Genomic DNA, 18115 nt, shown 5'->3' on the forward strand with positions numbered 1-18115 from the left:
AAATATCCACGAAAATGACAAAACGACCCCAAAAGATTTCTTTTGGGTCCGTTTTGTCTACAGTCTGAGCCGACACTCACATTGTGTCGGCTCTTTTTTGCGGTGCGCGCATGCTTCACAAAAGTCATCCCGCCGCGGTTTCTATCCCGACATTCAGGAGCGTTATCCCGACATTCACAGTGCGTATCCCGACATTCGGCGCCGTTATCCCGACATTCACCCCGCCGCGGTTTCTATCCCGACATTCGAGAGAGCTATCCCGACATTCACAGCGTGTATCCCGACATCCACCCCGCCGCAGTTTCTATCCCGACATTCGAGAGAGCTATCCCGACATTCACAGTGCGTATCCCGACATTCGGCGCCGTTATCCCGACATTCACCCCGCCGCAGTTTCTATCCCGACATTCGAGAGAGCTATCCCGACATTCACAGCGTGTATCCCGACATTCGGCGCCGTTATCCCGACATTCACCCCGCCGCAGTTTCTATCCCGACATTCGGCGGCGCTATCCCGACATCCCCCAGTCCCGGTTCCAATCCCACAGAAGTCAACCGCCATCCCGCCTTTATGCTGCCCTTGAGAAGTTTCTCCACTTTTCCGACACCTCCGCATTTCCCCTGATTGACCGGCTGCCACTCCTTCCTTTAGACTGTATCTATCATATAAATTTTCCAAAAAGGACGGCCGGGAAACGGCAGGAAGACAGGTGCAGCCTGATGGATGAACAGCAAAAATTACTGCGGGTCATTGACAATATTGAAAAAGTTATGATCGGGAAGCGGGAAGTCGCCGAATTGAGCGTGACGGCCCTGCTTTCCGGCGGTCACGTTCTGCTGGAAGACGTGCCGGGTGTCGGCAAAACGATGATGGTCCGGTCGCTGGCGAAGTCGGTCGGGGCGGAATTTAAGCGCATCCAGTTCACGCCGGATCTTCTGCCGTCCGATGTGGTCGGGGTGTCGATTTACAATCCGAAAAGCATGGAATTTGAATTCCGCCCGGGTCCGGTCATGGGCAACATTGTCCTGGCCGACGAGATCAACCGGACGTCCCCGAAAACGCAGTCTGCGCTGCTTGAGGGAATGGAGGAGGCCTCGGTGACGATCGACGGCCGGACGTTGCCGCTCCCGGATCCGTTTTTCGTCATGGCGACGCAGAACCCGATTGAATACGAAGGCACCTACCCGTTGCCTGAAGCGCAGCTTGACCGGTTTTTATTCAAGATCCGGATGGGCTATCCGTCACGGGAAGAAGAGCTGGAAGTGCTGAGGCGCTCGGAAAGCCAGGCGCCGATCGAACGCATCGAGCCTGTCCTGACGCTCGCGGAACTTCTTGAAATCCGCAGCAGGGCGGACGAGGTGCTGATCGATGACACCGTCAAGGGCTACATCGTCGATCTTGCCGAAGCGACCCGGACCAGTCCGGATGTCCGGCTCGGCGTGAGTCCGCGCGGATCGATCGCCCTCATGAAGGCGGCCCGCTCCTATGCGTTTTTGCGCGGCCGCGGCTATGTGACGCCGGATGACGTCCAGTTTCTCGTGCCGTATGTGTTCGGCCACCGGATGATCCTGCAGCCGGAAACCCGCTATGAGGGCATCACGGCGGAAGAGCTGATCGAGCGGATCGTGATCAAGACGAAAGTGCCGGTGAGAAGAGCGGGAATGCGATGAAGCAGCTGAAAAAAGCGGTGCCGGCGCTTCGGCTGGTCTTTCTTCTCCTTTTGCTTGCCGGGACGTTCGCCTACGCAAAATTCCAGGGCGGGCGGGTGAGCTGGACCGTCTTTTATATGCTCCTGCCGTTTCTCGTCTACGGCATCCTGCTGTTCCTTTATCCGCTGCGTGATCTGGCGTTCAAGCGGGATCTCCCCCGCAGGGAATTGCCGTTCGGCGGGGCGATCAAAGCCGAAGTGTCGCTGGCACGCCGCTTTCCGTTTCCGCTGCTGTATGTATCCGTCAGGGAGGAACTGGAAAGCGCCGGACAATCCGCGAAGCCGGCCGGCCTGTTCCTCTGGGGGATGGGGAAGAAGAAAGTATGGACGTATGAAACGGCTCCTCTGCAAAGGGGCGAACATGCCCTGGGAGGCCTCACTGTCGAGGTGTCCGACTTTTTCGGCTGGATGAAAAAGAGCGTTTTTCTGCCGGGCAGGGAGTCGGTGATCGTACTTCCGAAGATGCTGGATATCCGGCAGCTCCCTGTCGCGGCGGCAGATGACCGCGGCGCGGCCGCTTCTTCCGCCTCGGCGGTAAGGGACCCGGCTTCCGCTTCGGGGGTCCGCGAATACGAGCCGGGGGACCGGATGTCGAGGATCCACTGGCCGTCGTTTGCGCGCACGGGCCACCTCCATACGAAGGAATTCGAGGATCGCCGTTCGCAGGATCTGCTTCTCGTCCTCGACGGGAGCAAGAGCGCCACGTTCGAAGAGCAGGTCAGCCTGGCCGCCTCGATTTTGAGAATGACCGCATCCGACCGGGCGACTGCTGGGTTCGTGACGCTCGGTCCTGCCGGCGCTGCGTTTCCCCGCGTGGAAGGCCTGGATGGACACCACGAAGTGCTTCGCCATCTTGCGCGTCTTCAGCCTTCCGCAGAGGGGGGCTCCGTCCCGTTTGAGGGGCGCCGTCTGCTGGCGACGGCCGCCACGGTGACGCTGATCACCGGCCGGCTGTCCCTGAATTGGATGGATGCCCTTTTAACTGAGTGCACGGGGCTGCGCGGCGGCCTGCTGTTGTCTGTCCTGGAGCCGGACGGACGTCCGGATGAACAGGCGCGGGCCGCGGCCAAAAAAGCTTCCGCCCGAGGACTGGACGTCCGGTTCGTATCGGAACGTGATTTCACAGCGATGAGACCGGAAGGGAGGGCATCATGAACGATAAATGGCGGAACCGGCTGTTTCTGGCCGTTGTTTACGGGCTGGTGTTCCTGCTGATCCGGGAGTGGCTCATTCCCATCGCGGAACTGACCGGCACCGGGCATCTTGGCCTGTTTCTTTTGTTCGTCGGGCTTTGTTTCGCGCTGCCGCTCACCGGAATTCCGCGCTGGGCATCGGCGTCGGTGAAAGTCGTGTTTTCCGCATGGCTCATCACGCGCGCCTATCTCGACGGTCCGCACGGTCTGGAGGCGGTGTTCAGGTTCTTTGCGGAAGAGTTCAGGCAGAACGCCCATGCCCTGCTGACGGGAGAGTTCGCCGGCATCACGGATGCGTTCCGGACGGTGCTGTTCCTCGCGCTCATCTGGATGGCGTCTTATCTGATCCAGTACTGGATCTCCATCCGCATGTCGGTTTTGCTGTTTTACGGGATGACGCTGATTTTCATCACGGTGCTTGACACATTCAGTCCATACCGGGCGGATGAAGCCATTTTAAGAATCCTTGTCATCGGCCTCCTGCTGATCGGCCTGCTGGCCCTGGCAAAGCTCGCATCCGGCCAGACGAAGCGTCCGTCCATCCAGTCGGTCCTCTTGATGGCCACCCCGCTCGTGCTGTTCATCGGTGCCTCGGGCGCACTGAGCCAGATGATGCCGAAGTCTGAACCGGCGTGGCCGGATCCGGTTCCGTTCCTCCGCTCGCTTGCAGACGGGGCTGGATCCGGGCCGGGAGAAGCGGGCAAGATCGGCTACGGGGAAGATGATTCCATGCTCGGCGGTCCGTTCATCGGCGACAATACGGTCGTCTTTGAAGCGAACACACGAAGCGGCCAATACTGGAAAGTGGAAACGAAAGACACATACACGACGCGCGGCTGGGTGAATTCTTCTGAGGAACAGGAGCTGATCCCCGTCGGCAACGGGTTGCCGATCAGCGACCCGCTGCTTGCCGGCAAGCAGCGCGACGAAGACACGGCCGACCTGACGATGAAGCTTGACTTTGAATTCATCGTCCAGCCGTACGGGGCGAAGGAGCCGTCGCCGGCGGAAGGCGTGGAGTACCTGCAGGAAAGCTCGACGGGGAAGGTCATCCCGTTCCGCGACCGGGCGCCCGTATCGCTTGATCAGTACTCGGTCACCTACAGCGAGCCGGCCTACAGCCTGTCCGCTCTCCGTCAGACGACGCCCGACAAGCTGCCGGCCGGCGGGTTTGAGAAGTACTTGCAGCTGCCGGACGAACTGCCGCAGCGGGTGCGCGACCTGGCGGCGGATCTCACTTCAGGCGAGGCGACGCTGTACGGGAAAGCGCGTGCCGTCGAGCGGTACTTTTCGCAGAACGGCTATGTGTACGACCAGGTGAATGTTGCATCTCCGGGTGCCGGCGAAGACTATGTCGACCACTTCCTGTTTGACACGAAGCGCGGCTACTGCGACAACTTCTCCACATCGATGGTCGTCCTTCTCCGCTCTGCCGGGATTCCTGCACGCTGGGCGAAAGGGTTCAATGAAGGCGACGACGTCGGGCGCGAAGGCGAAGGACGGCATTTTGAAATCACGAACAACAATGCGCACTCCTGGGTGGAGGCCTACATGCCGGGCGTCGGCTGGATGCCGTTTGAACCGACCGTCGGCTTCAGCGGCGCAGGCGGCATCGACTACGACCTGAACCTCGATGAAACCCCTGAGGAGCAGCAGGAAGCACAGGAAAAGGCCGAAACGCCGGAACAGAAGAAAGAGAAGGAAGAAAAGGCGGCAGCGGCCGGGCCCGGCTTCTGGAAGTCCGTTGGAGACTTCTTCTCCCGGCACCAGGGCTTGCTCTACGGAGGGGCGGCGGTGTTGCTGGCCCTGGCGCTGATCGCCTGGATGACCCGCCCGAAATGGCTGCCGAAATATCTTGTTGCCCGGTACCGCCGAAAACCGTTTGACCGGGAAGGATTTGAGCGGGCGTACGGACGGCTGCTCCGCCGGCTTCGCCATTATGGGCTCGGCCGGGCGGAAGGGAAAACTTTGTCCGATTATGCAGCAGAGGTGGACGCCCACTTCGGCGGAAGCGACATGCGCCGCCTCACGGGTGCCTATGAGGACAGCCTCTACGGCGCCCGTGACACCGCACCGCGCGCGGATTCGCTCCGGGAAAGTTGGGAAAATTTAATCTACAGGACTGGCGGTTGATTTTCGGCGGCCGAAACGGTACACTGACTTAAAATCGGATAGACCGGGTCGCCCCTCATATAAGTCCGGAAATATGGTCCGGATGTCTCTACCAAGCCACCTTAAACGGCTTGTCTATGAAGGCGGGTGTTCTTGTGCATGCAGGGACGCCCGCCTTTATGGAGAGATGAGAACGCGCGGAAGCTTGTTTCTGCGCGTTTTTCATTTGACCCGGTCTTCAATGGAAAAGGTGGAATCATCGTGTCCGCAGATTCACTCTTAATGGAAGAGGAAAAAATCGTCGTCCTTGACTTCGGCAGCCAGTACAACCAGCTCATCACCCGGCGCATCCGGGAGTTCGGCGTATACAGCGAGCTTCACCCGCACACCGTCACCGCGGAAGACATCAAGAAGATGAACGCGGTCGGCGTGATCTTCTCCGGCGGCCCGAACTCCGTCTACGGGGAAGGATCATTCCGCCCGGATCCCGCCATCTTCGACCTCGGCATCCCCGTCCTCGGGATCTGCTACGGCATGCAGCTCATGGCCCATCACTTCGGCGGCAAAGTTGAGCGCTCGTCCCGCCGCGAATACGGCAAGGCCGAGATGAACGCAGTGGAAGGCAGCCGCCTGTTTGAAGGCCAGCCGCAGTCCCAGATCGTCTGGATGAGCCACGGCGACCATGTGACGGCCGTTCCGGAAGGCTTTGAACTGACGGCGACGAGCCCGTCTTGCAAGATCGCCGCGATGGAAAACACGGAACTCGGCATGTATGCGGTCCAGTACCACCCGGAAGTCCGCCACTCGATCAACGGAAACGAACTCCTCCGCGAATTCGTTTTCGGCATCTGCGGAGCGAAGGGCGGCTGGACGATCGAGAACTTCATCGATCTTGAAATCGAGAAGATCCGCAACGAAGTTGGAAACAAAAACGTCCTCTGCGCACTGAGCGGCGGTGTGGACTCCTCGGTTGTCGCGGCGCTCATCCACCGGGCAATCGGCGATCAGCTCACCTGCATGTTCGTCGACCACGGCCTGCTCCGCAAAGGCGAAGCAGACAGCGTCATGGAAACTTTCGTCGGCAAGTTCGACATGAAGGTCGTCAAGATCGACGCGCGCGAACGCTTCCTCACGAAGCTCGCCGGCGTTTCGGACCCTGAGAAAAAGCGCAAGATCATCGGCAACGAGTTCATCTACGTGTTCGATGAAGAAGCCTCTAAGCTGACGGACATGGACTTCCTCGCCCAGGGCACGCTCTACACGGACATCATTGAAAGCGGCACTGCGACCGCCCAGACGATCAAGTCCCACCACAACGTCGGCGGCCTGCCGGAAGACATGACGTTCAAGCTCATCGAGCCGCTGAACACCCTGTTCAAGGATGAAGTCCGCGAACTCGGTTCCCAGCTCGGCCTGCCGGACGAAATCGTCTGGCGCCAGCCGTTCCCGGGCCCGGGCCTCGGCATCCGCGTCCTCGGCGAAATCACCGAAGAAAAGCTGGAAATCGTCCGCGAATCCGACTTTATCCTGCGCGAAGAAATCGCCAAAGCCGGCCTCGACCGCGACATCTGGCAATATTTCACGGTGCTCCCGGACATCCGCAGCGTCGGCGTCATGGGCGACGAACGCACCTACGACTACGCCATCGGCATCCGCGCCGTCACCTCGATCGACGGCATGACCTCCGACTGGGCCCGCATCCCGTGGGACGTCCTGGAGAAAATCAGCACCCGCCTCGTGAACGAAGTCGAACACATCAACCGCGTGCTGTACGATGTCACGAGCAAGCCACCTGCAACGATTGAGTGGGAATAACTAAAGCGGAGCGGGCCGTTCAGACTCGACAGGCATAAGACAGCCGGCGGCGCGAAGCCTGCTTCGCGTCGCGACCTGACATACGACCCCGAGCCCCTGCCGCCCGGAGCTGGATGAACCAAAAGCGGAGGGCGGCTGCGTTAACTTTGCTGCCTGGCGACTGAACAAGAATAGAGAGATTCCCGAAGCTTCCTCCAAAAGAGGGAGCTTTTAATTGTTATGTGCCGAACATTAAACTGAAAATACCTTCCATTGTTCGTATTTATCTTGCATATCGTACGCTATTCCGCTATACTATCACTGAACTTCATTCATATAACATCCCGTCGTATATCCCCGGAGATAAGGTCCGGAAGTTTCTACCGAGCTGCCGTAAATGGCTCGACTACGATCGGGGGCGTTCTTCATTTTTTCGGGCGCTCCCATTCGTCAGGACATGCGGCTTTTCGGCCCATGTCCTTTTTCTTTTTCCGGGAGAGACGGGTAAAACGGAGGAAATCATGAAAAACTATTTCAATTTCGATGAGCTCGGCACGAATTATCGCCGTGAGATCATCGGCGGCCTGACCACGTTCCTGTCGATGGCGTATATTCTCGTCGTCAATCCGCTCACGCTGTCGCTTGAGTCTGTGCCGGATCTTCCGGCTGACATGCGCATGGATGCAGGAGCAGTCTTTGTCGCCACCGCGCTTGCGGCTGCCGTCGGTTCCCTGTTCATGGGGCTCATCGCCAAATATCCGATCGGGCTCGCACCGGGGATGGGGCTCAATGCCTTCTTCGCCTACACGGTCGTTCTCACGTACGGCATCCCCTGGCAGACGGCGCTCACGGGCGTTCTGTTTTCGGGAGTCATCTTCATTCTTCTTTCCTTGTCCGGGCTGCGCGAAAAGATCATCAATGCCATTCCTGCCCAACTGAAATACGCGGTCGGTGCGGGGATCGGACTTTTTATTGCCTACCTCGGTTTCCAGAACTCCGGAATCATTGCGAACCATGACGCGACGCTCACCGGGCTCGGCGATCTGTCGCAGCCGGCTACGCTGCTCGCAATCTTCGGCCTGGTTCTGACCGTCATTCTCATGGTGCTGAATGTGAAGGGGGCCATCTTCTTCGGAATGCTGACCACAGCGGTTGTCGGCATGATTTTCAAGGTCGTTCCGCTTCCTGACGGTGTGATCGGATCCATTCCGGACGTGAGCCCGACATTCGGCGCGGCGTTCCATCCGCTCATGAACGATCCGGGCTCGCTCATGACGATCCAGTTTCTCGTCATCGTCCTCACTTTCCTGTTCGTCGACTTTTTCGATACGGCGGGAACCTTGATTGCCGTCGCCCAGAAAGCCGGCATCATGAAGGGAGACAAACTGCCGCGTGCAGGCAAGGCGCTTCTAGCCGACTCCCTCGCCACCGTGACCGGTGCGATTTTCGGCACTTCGACGACCACTTCCTACGTTGAATCGACCGCGGGGGTGGCGGCGGGCGCCCGCACCGGATTCGCAGCCGTCGTCACCGGTGTGATGTTCCTCGTCTCGCTGTTGTTTTATCCGCTTTTGTCGGTCATTACATCGGCAGTCACGGCCCCGGCGCTCATCATCGTCGGTGTGCTCATGGTGTCTGCGCTCGGCCTCATTGAGTGGAATCGCTTCGAGATTGCCGTGCCGGCATTCCTGACGGTCATCATGATGCCGCTCGGTTACTCAATCGCGACAGGGATTGCAATCGGCTTTATCTTCTATCCGATTACGATGATCCTCGCCGGACGCCGCCGGGAAGTCCATCCGATCATGTATGGCCTGTTCTTGATCTTCATTGCGTATTTCGTATTCGTTCAGGGTAAATGATGAATACAGCCGCTCCTGCCTGTAAGCCGGCGGGAGCGGATTTGTTTTGTTCCCTTGTTTTTACCGGCGGAAGTCCGATACCATGGAAGAAGCGCGGTCCGCCGCCGCAATCTGGAGGGAGGTTTTGCCGATGACAATGGTGCTCATTATCTTTGCCATCAACCTCGTGTATGTCACGTTTTACACGGTCCGGCTGATTTTGACGATGAAGGGCTACCGCTGGATCGCAGCCGGTCTCAGCATGGTTGAAATTGTGATTTACGTGGTCGGCCTTGGGCTGGTGCTCGATAATCTCAATGAAATTCAGAACCTTGTCGCCTACGCCGTCGGCTATGGAACCGGCGTCATCATCGGATCGATGATCGAAGAAAAGCTCGCACTCGGCTATATCATGGTGAATGTGATCACCGAGGACATCGAACGGAAGATGGTTCGGGTCATCCGCGAAAATGGCTTCGGCATCACCGACTGGGAGGCGAACGGCCGCGACGGATCCCGGCACGCGATGCAGATCCTGACGCCAAAGAAATCCGAGCTGAAGCTGTACACACTCATCAAAGAGCTTGATCCAAAGGCGTTCATCATCACCTATGAGGCGCGCAACATCCACGGCGGCTTCTGGGTGAAACAAGTCCGGAAAGGAAAATTGTTCCGATGACCAAGAAAAAAACAGTCTGGTTCGAAGTGGAAGAAGGCGAGACGATCGGAGACTGCCTCGCACGCATGGAGCAGGAAGGCTATATGGCCGCCGGCAGGAAAGAGGAGCCGATCTTCGAGGAGCGCAACGGCGAACCCGTCCCCGTCCGCCAGCGCATCCGCTTCAAGGGTGTATTAAGAGAAGAATGAAAACCGGAAGGGCTGCGGCTCCTCCGGCTTTTTGAATCTCTGGCGGGTGTACCGGAGCGGAATTGGTCTATTAGGGAGAGAGTCGGTCTACTCACTGTTTCATTCCAGTCAGAAGGAGAAGAAATCCGCGAGACACCTGCGGGAACAGCGTCCGTCGAAGACCCCGCAGAGTGCAGCTCGAGGAGGCTAAGGCGACGCCCGCGGTAAGCGAGCGGATTTCTTCGACTGATGGAGTACGCTTTGCTTTCTGCCGGCAAAAACCCCTCGCGCACAAACTCCGTGGGAGAATCGATCTCTTAGCGGGGAGAATCGGACTCTTAGCAGCCGGAATCGGACTCTTAAACAGCGAAATCGGTCTCTTAGCGCTCAATCGGCTTCCTGCGACGACCGAAAGACGAACATTTAACCTTTAATAAAATTCAACGTTCGTTTATTCCGTTGACTTCCCGCACAGCCGCTGTTAAAATGGAAAAGGTTAAGAAATGTCCCCATATATGCTGAGGAATCGGCCTCGGCGTCTCTACCCCGGCACCGGAAATGCCAGGACTATGAGGGAAAGCGGATCAAGGAATCGGAACGAAAGGTGTGGGCATCTATGTGCACAAACATCTTGTTCGAACATGTTCGGGTCCCCGGATCGATTGCTTTCCTTTAATGGAAGCAGTCTATTCGGGGACCTGTTTATTTTTGAGGGAAGAGCCGGAAGGAGCGGATCGGAATGGACGTGAAAGTGGGCGTCATCATGGGAAGCAAAAGCGACTGGGAAACGATGAAGAAAGCGTGCGACATCCTCGGGGAGCTGGAAATCGGCTTTGAAAAAAAGGTCGTGTCGGCCCACCGGACGCCGGATGAAATGTTCCGCTACGCCGAAGAGGCACAGGAGCGGGGCATCGAAGTGATCATCGCCGGAGCGGGGGGCGCCGCCCACCTGCCGGGCATGGTCGCCGCCAAAACACTCGTGCCGGTCATCGGCGTGCCGGTGAAATCGCGAGCGCTGAATGGGCTGGATTCTCTCTTGTCGATCGTCCAGATGCCGGGCGGCGTGCCGGTCGCAACGATGGCGATCGGCGACTCCGGTGCAACGAATGCCGGCCTGTTCGCCGCTCAGATGCTCGCCGTGCATGATGAACGCTTGCGCGCACGCATCGAAGAAAGGCGCAGCCGGCTCGCACAGCAATCCATCGAAAGCACAGGTGATCTCTCATGACGATGATTCAACCCGGACAGACGATCGGCATCATCGGCGGCGGCCAGCTCGGCCGGATGATGGCCCTTTCCGCGAAAGAGGCGGGTTTTCGCATCGCAGTGCTCGACCCGGCGGAAGACTCGCCGTGCGGCCAGGTGGCGGACACGAAGATTGTCGCCGCCTATGACGATGAGTCAGCCCTTGAGCAGCTTGCAGAAGTGAGCGACGTCATTACGTACGAATTCGAAAATATCGACTACGAGGGGCTCAAAGAACTCACGAAGCGCGCTTACGTGCCGCAGGGTGCGGAACTGATCCGCATCACCCAAGACCGGATCGCGGAGAAAGCCGCCATCCGGGAAGCCGGTGCACCGGTCGCTCCTTATATAGAAGCAACCCGTTTCGATGAGCTGCAATCCCGCATCGGGGAGATCGGATTCCCGTGCGTCGTGAAGACGGCCCGCGGCGGGTACGACGGCAAGGGCCAGGTGATCGTGAAGGAAGAGTCGGCACTTGCTGAAGCCGAGGGGCTCTTCGAACATTCCGCCTGCGTGGCCGAAGCGTTCGTTCCGTTTGAAAAGGAAATCTCGGTCATCATCCAGCGCGGCACGGACGGCTCCTCCGAATGCCTGCCTGTCCAGGAGAACATCCACAAAAACCACATTCTCCATGAAACGATCGTGCCGGCGCGGATCGGAGACAGCACAGAACAGGCCGCGCTCGAAGCCGCCCGGCAGATCGCCGACCACCTGCAGCTCATCGGAACACTCGCGGTCGAGATGTTCGTCCTTGCAGACGGCCGCGTGCTCATCAACGAACTCGCGCCGCGTCCGCACAACTCGGGCCACTACTCGATCGAGGCGTGCACGATTTCGCAGTTCGGCCAGCATATCCGCGCCATCTGCGGGTGGCCGCTGCGCAAGCCGGAACTGCTCCGGCCGGCGGTCATGGTGAACGTGCTCGGCCAGCATGTGGATCCGCTGCTCAAGGCGGTTCCGGATCACCCGGACTGGTCGGTCCATCTGTACGGAAAGGCCGATGCGAAACACAACCGCAAAATGGGACATGTGACGATCCTGTCCGCAAACAATGAAGAGACGCTGCGCCGGATCGACGAATCCGGTATTTGGGAAGGATGACAAGTTAAATGATCGAACGATATACACGCCCGGAAATGGGCAATGTCTGGACGGAAGAAAATAAATACAACGCCTGGCTCGACGTCGAGCTGCTCGCCTGTGAAGCATGGGCGGAACTCGGGGACATCCCGAAAGAAGACGTGAAAAAGCTCTGGGACAACGCCACCTTCTCCGTGGAGCGCATCCAGGAGATCGAAGCGGAAACCCGCCACGATGTCGTCGCCTTCACGCGCGCTGTTTCTGAAACACTCGGTGAAGAACGCAAATGGGTCCACTACGGACTGACATCGACCGACGTGGTCGACACGGCTTTGTCCTACCTCATCAAGCAGGCGAACATCATCATCCGCAAAGACATCAAGAACTTTATCCAGATCCTTGCCGACAAGGCAAAAGAACATAAATTCACCGTGATGATGGGCCGCACGCACGGCGTGCACGCGGAGCCGACGACGTTCGGTGTGAAGATGGCCCTCTGGCACGAGGAAATGAAGCGCAACCTCGAGCGCTTCGAAGCGGCAGCGAAGGTGATCGAGACCGGCAAGATGTCCGGTGCGGTCGGCACATTCGCCAACATCCCGCCGTTCGTCGAGGAGTATGTGTGCAGCAAGCTCGGCCTCGCCGCCGCACCGGTGTCCACCCAGACCCTGCAGCGCGACCGCCACGCTCAGTACATTTCGACGCTTGCCCTGATCGCCACGTCGATCGAGAAGTTCGCGATTGAGATCCGCGGTCTCCAGAAGTCGGAAACCCGCGAAGTCGAAGAGTTTTTCGCAAAAGGGCAGAAGGGCTCATCGGCGATGCCGCACAAGCGCAACCCGATCGGATCGGAAAACATGACCGGCATGTCGCGCCTCATGCGCGGCTACATGGTCACCGCTTTCGAAAACGTGCCGCTCTGGCATGAACGCGACATCTCGCACTCGAGCGCGGAACGCGTGATCATCCCGGATGCGACGATCATCATCAACTACATGCTGAACCGTTTCGGCAACATCGTGAAAAACCTGACCGTGTTCCCGGAAAACATGAAGCGCAACATGGACAAGACGCTCGGGCTCATCTATTCCCAGCGCGTCCTGCTCGCCCTGATCGACAACGGCATGGCCAGGGAAGCCGCCTACGACACGGTCCAGCCGCTCGCCATGCAGGCATGGGAAAAACAAATCCCGTTCCGCGGACTTGTCGAAGCCGACCCAATCATCTCGGAGAAACTCACCCCCGCCGAACTCGACGACTGCTTCGACTACCGCCACCACCTCCAGCGCATCGACGACATCTTCGACCGCTGTGGGTTGAATGACTGATTAGAAAGCAGGTAGTTGATTTCCGTTCCGGGCACTCGCTTACCGCGGGCGTTGCCTCAGCCTCCTCGGCGTTTCACGCCTGCGGGGTCTTCGCCTAACGCTTTTCCCGCAGGTGTCTCGTGCCCTGCACTGCAATCAACTACACACAATGTGATTTGTTGATTGGAGCGGAAGGCGGCGACTCCTGCGGGATAAGCATGAGTCTTGAGACCCCGCAGGGAGCGCCAGCGAGTGAGGAGGCTCAAGCCATGCCTGCGGAAAGCGTCCGCCTGCAGCGGAAATCAACCATACCCGCTCACATACCGATCACGGAAAACGAAGTCTGGCGCCATATGATCACCCGCAATGCCCACAAACCGATTTGATTCACCCGAAAAGCACAAGAACCGATTGGGAGGCCAACCGAAAATGACTAAAGTGAATGTGTTCGTAACGCTGCGTGAAAGTGTTCTTGACCCGCAGGGGGTCGCCGTGAAAGATGCGCTCCACTCGATGGGCTACGCCGAAGTGGCGGATGTCCGCATCGGCAAGTTTCTGGAACTGACGATTGACGAATCGGAACGTGACCTCGACACCGCCGTCCGCGAAATGTGCGAAAAGCTCCTCGCGAACACCGTCATTGAAGACTACCGTTATGAGATCAAGGAGGAAGAGCGGGCATGAAATTCGCCGTCATCCAGTTTCCGGGCTCCAACTGCGACCTCGATATGTACCACGCCGTAAAAGACGTGCTCGGCGAAGAAGCGGAATACGTCTGGCATGACGAAGCGGACCTGTCGGGCTTTGACGGCGTCCTCGTACCCGGCGGCTTCTCATTCGGCGACTACCTCCGATGCGGGGCGATCGCGCGCTTCTCGAACATCATGAAGGAAGTCGTCAAGGCAGCCGAAGCCGGAAAGCCGGTCCTCGGCGTCTGCAACGGCTTCCAGGTGCTCACCGAAGCCGGCCTCCTGCCCGGTGCGCTCCTGCGCAACCGGGACCTGAAGTTCATGTGCCGCAATGTGACCCTCAAAGTGGAAAATACAAACACGATGTTCACGAACGGCTATGCCGAAGGGGAAGAGCTCAATATCCCGATCGCGCACGGCGAAGGGAACTACTACTGCGACGAAGAGACGTACAGTGAACTCAAAGAAAACGGGCGCATCGTCTTCACTTATTCGGGCGACAATCCAAACGGTTCCATCGGCGACATCGCCGGCATCCTCAATGAAAAAGGCAACGTGCTCGGCATGATGCCGCACCCGGAACGCGCGGTCGAGAAGCTGCTCGGCTCCGATGACGGGCTCAAATTGTTCCAATCGATCGTGAAAGAGTGGAGGGAATCCCATGCCAACTATGCTTGAACCGACCGCCGAACAGATCCGTGACGAGAAGCTCTACCAACAGATGGGCATGACCGACGAGGAATTCGGGATGGTCGAGAACATCCTCGGCCGCCTGCCGAACTACACCGAAATCGGCCTGTTCTCTGTCATGTGGTCCGAGCACTGCTCCTACAAAAACTCGAAGCCGGTTCTCCGGAAGTTCCCGACGGAAGGCCCGCAGGTTCTCCAGGGGCCGGGCGAGGGCGCCGGGATCGTCGACATCGGCGACAACCAGGCCGTCGTCTTCAAGATGGAATCCCACAACCACCCGTCCGCGATCGAACCGTATCAAGGTGCGGCGACCGGCGTCGGCGGCATCCTGCGCGACGTGTTCTCGATGGGCGCTCAGCCGATCGCGCTCCTGAACTCGCTCCGCTTCGGCGAACTCGACCATCCGCGCACGCGCTACCTGTTCGAGGAAGTCGTCGCGGGCATCGCCGGCTACGGCAACTGCATCGGCATCCCGACGGTCGGCGGTGAAGTCCAGTTCGACCCGTGCTATGCGGGCAACCCGCTCGTCAACGCGATGGCGGTCGGCCTCATCAATCATGAAGACATCCAGCGCGGCATCGCGTCGGGCGTCGGCAACACAGTCATGTATGTCGGCGCGAAAACCGGCCGCGACGGCATCCACGGTGCCACGTTCGCTTCCGAAGAGCTGACCGAGGACTCGGACGAGAAGCGCCCGGCGGTCCAGGTCGGCGACCCGTTCATGGAGAAGCTCCTCATGGACGCCTGCATCGAGCTCGTGAAATCCGATGCGCTCGTCGGCATCCAGGACATGGGTGCGGCCGGCCTCACTTCATCTTCCGCCGAAATGGCGTCGAAGGCGGGATACGGCGTCGAGATGAACCTCGACTTCGTCCCTCAGCGCGAGACAGGGATGACGGCGTATGAAATGATGCTGTCCGAGTCTCAGGAGCGGATGCTCATCGTCGTGAAGAAAGGCCGCGAAGAAGAGATCAACGAACTGTTCCATAAATACGGGCTTGACGCGGTCGCGATCGGCCGGGTCACCGACGACAAGATGCTCCGACTGTTCCACAACGGGGAAGTCGTCGCCGAAGTGCCGGCGGATGCCCTGGCGGAAGAAGCGCCGGTTTACCACAAGCCGTCCGCTGAGCCTCAGTACTTCCGCGACTTCCAGGCGATGGACGCGGCGGAGCCGGAAGTGGCCTGCCTCGGGGACACACTCGTGTCCCTGCTGAAGCAGCCGACGATCGCTTCAAAGGAATGGGTGTATGACCAGTACGACCACCAGGTGCGCACGAGCACGGTCGTCAAGCCGGGCTCCGACGCGGCGGTCGTCCGCGTGCGCGGCACTCAAAAAGCGCTCGCCATGACGGCGGACTGCAACTCCCGCTACATCTACCTGGATCCGGAAACCGGCGGCAAGATCGCCGTTGCAGAAGCGGCCCGCAACATCGTCTGCTCGGGCGGCAAGCCGCTTGCAATCACCGACTGCCTGAACTTCGGCTCGCCGGAACGCACGGACATCTTCTGGCAGATCGAGAAGTCCGCAGACGGCATCAGCGACGCCTGCCGCGCACTCGACGCGCCGGTCATCGGCGGCAACGTGTCCCTTTACAACGAACGGAGCGGTGAAGCGGTGTACCCGACGCCGACGATCGGCATGGTCGGCCTCGTCGAAAACATCGAACATGTCACGACCCAGCATGCGAAGGAAGCCGGCGATCTCGTTTATCTCATCGGTGAAACGCACACTGAATTCGGCGGCAGCGAATTGCAGAAAATGATCGACGGCAAGATTTCCGGCAAGTCTCCGGCAATCGACCTTGAAGTCGAGTCGGCTCGCCAGGAAGCCCTCCTGTCGGCGATCCAAGGCGGACTCGTCCGTTCGGCGCACGACCTGGCAGAAGGCGGATTCGCCGTTGCGCTTGCAGAAAAGCTGTTCGGAACGGACGGTCTTGGGGCAGACGTGGCAATCACCGGCTCCCCGGTCACGGCTCTGTTCAGCGAAACGCAGTCCCGCTTCCTTGTCACGGTGAAGCCGGAAGACGCGGAGCAGTTTGAGGCGAAAGTGAAAGACGCACACAACATCGGCACCATCACGGATGACGCCCGCCTTGTCATCAGAAGCGCGGACGCAGGCACTCTCATCGAAGAAGACATCAACCGACTCGAAACCGCCTGGAAAGGGGCCATCCCATGCTTGCTGAACTCAGCGGACTGAACGAAGAATGCGGCGTATTTGGAATATGGGGACATGACAATGCCGCCCAGCTCGCCTACTACGGCCTCCATGCCCTGCAGCACCGGGGGCAGGAAGGAGCCGGCATCTGCACGGTGAACGATGGCCATCTCCTCATCGAAAAAGGGGAAGGGCTCGTCAATGACGTGTTCCCCGGTGACCGGCTCGGTAAGCTGCCGGGACGCGGCGCGATCGGCCACGTCCGCTACACGACGGAAGGCGGCCGGGCGTTCGAGAACATCCAGCCGCTCGTCTTCCGCTCGACGACGGGCAGCCTCGCCCTCGCGATGAACGGCAACGTCATCAATGCAACCGAATTGAAACGCCATCTTGAAAAACAGGGCAGCATCTTCCAGACGACGTCCGACACGGAAGTCCTCGCCCATCTCATCAAGAAAAGCGGCAGCTACCCGCAGACGGAGCGCATTAAAAAGGCGCTTTCCCTCCTGCAGGGGGCATTCGCATTCGTCATGGTGACGGAGGACGCGCTCATCGTCGCCCAGGACCCGAGCGGCATCCGGCCGCTTTCGCTTGGCCGGCTCGGGGACGCGTGGGTCGTCGCTTCCGAAACCTCGGCATTTGACCTGATCGGCGCGGAAACGGTCCGGTCGGTCGAGCCGGGCGAACTGCTGATCATCAATGATGAAGGACTGAAGAGCGAGCGGTTTGCACCGAAAGCGCGCCGCGGCATCTGCTCGATGGAATATATCTACTTTTCCCGCCCGGATTCCGACATCGACGGCATTAACATCCATATGGCCCGCAAGCGTCTCGGCAAGCGGCTCGCCCAGGAAGTGACGATCGATGCGGACGTCGTGACCGGCGTGCCGGACTCCAGCATCTCGGCCGCCATCGGCTACGCCGAAGAAAGCGGCATCCCGTATGAAATGGGCCTGATCAAAAACCGCTACGTCGGCCGGACGTTCATCCAGCCGTCGCAGGAACTGCGCGAGCGCGGCGTCAAGATGAAGCTGTCGCCGGTCCGCCAGGTCGTCGAGGGCAAGCGCGTCGTCATGATCGACGACTCGATCGTCCGCGGCACGACGTCGAAGAGGATCGTGAAGATGCTCCGTGACGCCGGCGCGAAAGAAGTCCATGTCGCGATCAGTGCACCGCCGCTCATCGCCCCGTGCTTCTACGGCGTCGACATCAGCACCGACTCCGAACTGATCGCGACCGGCCGTTCCGTCGATGAAATCCGGGAACTGATCGGCGCCGACTCGCTGTCGTTCCTGTCGACTGAAGGGCTCGTCGAAGCAGTCGGCCGCCCGGACACCGACCCGGACTGCGGCCACTGCCTCGGCTGCTTCACCGGGAAATATCCGACCGACATTTACGCGGACACGAAACTGCCGCATGAGAAGGAACTCGTCTAAGGGGGACCGTAC

14 protein-coding genes and 3 riboswitches are annotated in these 18115 nt (G+C 59.3%); all 14 genes read left to right on the forward strand.

Going from position 1 to position 18115, the window contains the following annotated elements:
- Positions 1–720 precede the first annotated feature (720 nt).
- The 14 genes from ACFFIY_RS05845 (at position 721) to purF (ending at position 18103) form a co-directional block, all read left to right on the forward strand.
- A complete protein-coding gene (locus ACFFIY_RS05845; protein WP_354196799.1) occupies positions 721–1671 on the forward strand; it encodes an AAA family ATPase in 951 nt (316 codons plus the stop codon).
- Entirely contained in the window at positions 1668–2864 is a 1197-nt protein-coding gene (locus tag ACFFIY_RS05850) for a DUF58 domain-containing protein (RefSeq protein WP_354196801.1), read from the forward strand. Before ACFFIY_RS05845 ends, ACFFIY_RS05850 begins: the two co-directional genes overlap by 4 nt.
- On the forward strand, positions 2861–5035 hold the full coding sequence (locus ACFFIY_RS05855; protein ID WP_354196803.1) for a DUF4129 domain-containing transglutaminase family protein: 2175 nt from the start codon (positions 2861–2863) through the stop codon (positions 5033–5035). The genes ACFFIY_RS05850 and ACFFIY_RS05855 overlap by 4 nt, the downstream gene beginning before the upstream one ends.
- A 35-nt stretch (positions 5036–5070) precedes the next feature.
- Positions 5071–5172: riboswitch (purine riboswitch) on the forward strand.
- Between the two features lie 124 nt (positions 5173–5296).
- Positions 5297–6829, forward strand: coding sequence for a glutamine-hydrolyzing GMP synthase (guaA, locus tag ACFFIY_RS05860; protein ID WP_376837206.1), 1533 nt, complete (start codon positions 5297–5299; stop codon positions 6827–6829).
- A 306-nt stretch (positions 6830–7135) separates the two neighbouring features.
- A riboswitch (purine riboswitch) is annotated at positions 7136–7237 on the forward strand.
- A 92-nt stretch (positions 7238–7329) separates the two neighbouring features.
- The gene (locus ACFFIY_RS05865) at positions 7330–8670 is read left to right on the forward strand and encodes an NCS2 family permease (RefSeq protein ID WP_354196807.1); all 1341 of its coding nucleotides are present in this window, start codon (positions 7330–7332) and stop codon (positions 8668–8670) included.
- Between the two features lie 130 nt (positions 8671–8800).
- The gene (locus ACFFIY_RS05870; RefSeq protein WP_354196809.1) at positions 8801–9328 is read left to right on the forward strand and encodes a DUF2179 domain-containing protein; all 528 of its coding nucleotides are present in this window, start codon (positions 8801–8803) and stop codon (positions 9326–9328) included.
- Positions 9325–9516, forward strand: a complete 192-nt coding sequence (locus ACFFIY_RS05875) for an NETI motif-containing protein (RefSeq protein WP_354196811.1) — start codon at positions 9325–9327, stop codon at positions 9514–9516. The genes ACFFIY_RS05870 and ACFFIY_RS05875 overlap by 4 nt, the downstream gene beginning before the upstream one ends.
- Before the next feature lie 468 nt (positions 9517–9984).
- A riboswitch (purine riboswitch) is annotated at positions 9985–10085 on the forward strand.
- Between the two features lie 149 nt (positions 10086–10234).
- Entirely contained in the window at positions 10235–10723 is a 489-nt protein-coding gene (gene purE, locus ACFFIY_RS05880) for a 5-(carboxyamino)imidazole ribonucleotide mutase (protein ID WP_354196813.1), read from the forward strand.
- A complete protein-coding gene (purK, locus tag ACFFIY_RS05885) occupies positions 10720–11841 on the forward strand; it encodes a 5-(carboxyamino)imidazole ribonucleotide synthase (RefSeq protein ID WP_354196815.1) in 1122 nt (373 codons plus the stop codon). Before purE ends, purK begins: the two co-directional genes overlap by 4 nt.
- Before the next feature lie 8 nt (positions 11842–11849).
- Entirely contained in the window at positions 11850–13148 is a 1299-nt protein-coding gene (purB, locus tag ACFFIY_RS05890; RefSeq protein WP_354196817.1) for an adenylosuccinate lyase, read from the forward strand.
- A gap of 408 nt (positions 13149–13556) precedes the next feature.
- Complete coding sequence (gene purS, locus ACFFIY_RS05895; RefSeq protein WP_354196819.1) at positions 13557–13811, forward strand: phosphoribosylformylglycinamidine synthase subunit PurS; 255 nt, start codon at positions 13557–13559, stop codon at positions 13809–13811.
- On the forward strand, positions 13808–14494 hold the full coding sequence (gene purQ / locus ACFFIY_RS05900; RefSeq protein WP_354196821.1) for a phosphoribosylformylglycinamidine synthase subunit PurQ: 687 nt from the start codon (positions 13808–13810) through the stop codon (positions 14492–14494). The genes purS and purQ overlap by 4 nt, the downstream gene beginning before the upstream one ends.
- Positions 14478–16709 (forward strand): phosphoribosylformylglycinamidine synthase subunit PurL, encoded by a 2232-nt coding sequence (gene purL, locus ACFFIY_RS05905; protein WP_354196823.1) that lies wholly within the window; start codon positions 14478–14480, stop codon positions 16707–16709. The genes purQ and purL overlap by 17 nt, the downstream gene beginning before the upstream one ends.
- Complete coding sequence (gene purF / locus ACFFIY_RS05910) at positions 16685–18103, forward strand: amidophosphoribosyltransferase (RefSeq protein WP_354196825.1); 1419 nt, start codon at positions 16685–16687, stop codon at positions 18101–18103. The genes purL and purF overlap by 25 nt, the downstream gene beginning before the upstream one ends.
- Positions 18104–18115 lie beyond the last annotated feature (12 nt).

Origin of the sequence: Bhargavaea ullalensis (genome assembly GCF_042432615.1) — a bacterium.
GTDB classification, from domain to species: Bacteria; Bacillota; Bacilli; order Bacillales_A; family Planococcaceae; genus Bhargavaea; species Bhargavaea ullalensis.

Coding starts and splice junctions, on each gene's coding strand:
- purK (WP_354196815.1), top strand. CDS start 10,720: ATGACGATGATTCAACCCGGACAGACGATCGGCATCATCGGCGGCGGC.
- ACFFIY_RS05875 (WP_354196811.1), top strand. CDS start 9,325: ATGACCAAGAAAAAAACAGTCTGGTTCGAAGTGGAAGAAGGCGAGACG.
- purQ (WP_354196821.1), top strand. CDS start 13,808: ATGAAATTCGCCGTCATCCAGTTTCCGGGCTCCAACTGCGACCTCGAT.
- guaA (WP_376837206.1), top strand. CDS start 5,297: ATGGAAGAGGAAAAAATCGTCGTCCTTGACTTCGGCAGCCAGTACAAC.
- ACFFIY_RS05870 (WP_354196809.1), top strand. CDS start 8,801: ATGACAATGGTGCTCATTATCTTTGCCATCAACCTCGTGTATGTCACG.
- purL (WP_354196823.1), top strand. CDS start 14,478: ATGCCAACTATGCTTGAACCGACCGCCGAACAGATCCGTGACGAGAAG.
- ACFFIY_RS05865 (WP_354196807.1), top strand. CDS start 7,330: ATGAAAAACTATTTCAATTTCGATGAGCTCGGCACGAATTATCGCCGT.
- ACFFIY_RS05845 (WP_354196799.1), top strand. CDS start 721: ATGGATGAACAGCAAAAATTACTGCGGGTCATTGACAATATTGAAAAA.
- purF (WP_354196825.1), top strand. CDS start 16,685: ATGCTTGCTGAACTCAGCGGACTGAACGAAGAATGCGGCGTATTTGGA.
- purB (WP_354196817.1), top strand. CDS start 11,850: ATGATCGAACGATATACACGCCCGGAAATGGGCAATGTCTGGACGGAA.
- ACFFIY_RS05855 (WP_354196803.1), top strand. CDS start 2,861: ATGAACGATAAATGGCGGAACCGGCTGTTTCTGGCCGTTGTTTACGGG.
- ACFFIY_RS05850 (WP_354196801.1), top strand. CDS start 1,668: ATGAAGCAGCTGAAAAAAGCGGTGCCGGCGCTTCGGCTGGTCTTTCTT.
- purS (WP_354196819.1), top strand. CDS start 13,557: ATGACTAAAGTGAATGTGTTCGTAACGCTGCGTGAAAGTGTTCTTGAC.
- purE (WP_354196813.1), top strand. CDS start 10,235: ATGGACGTGAAAGTGGGCGTCATCATGGGAAGCAAAAGCGACTGGGAA.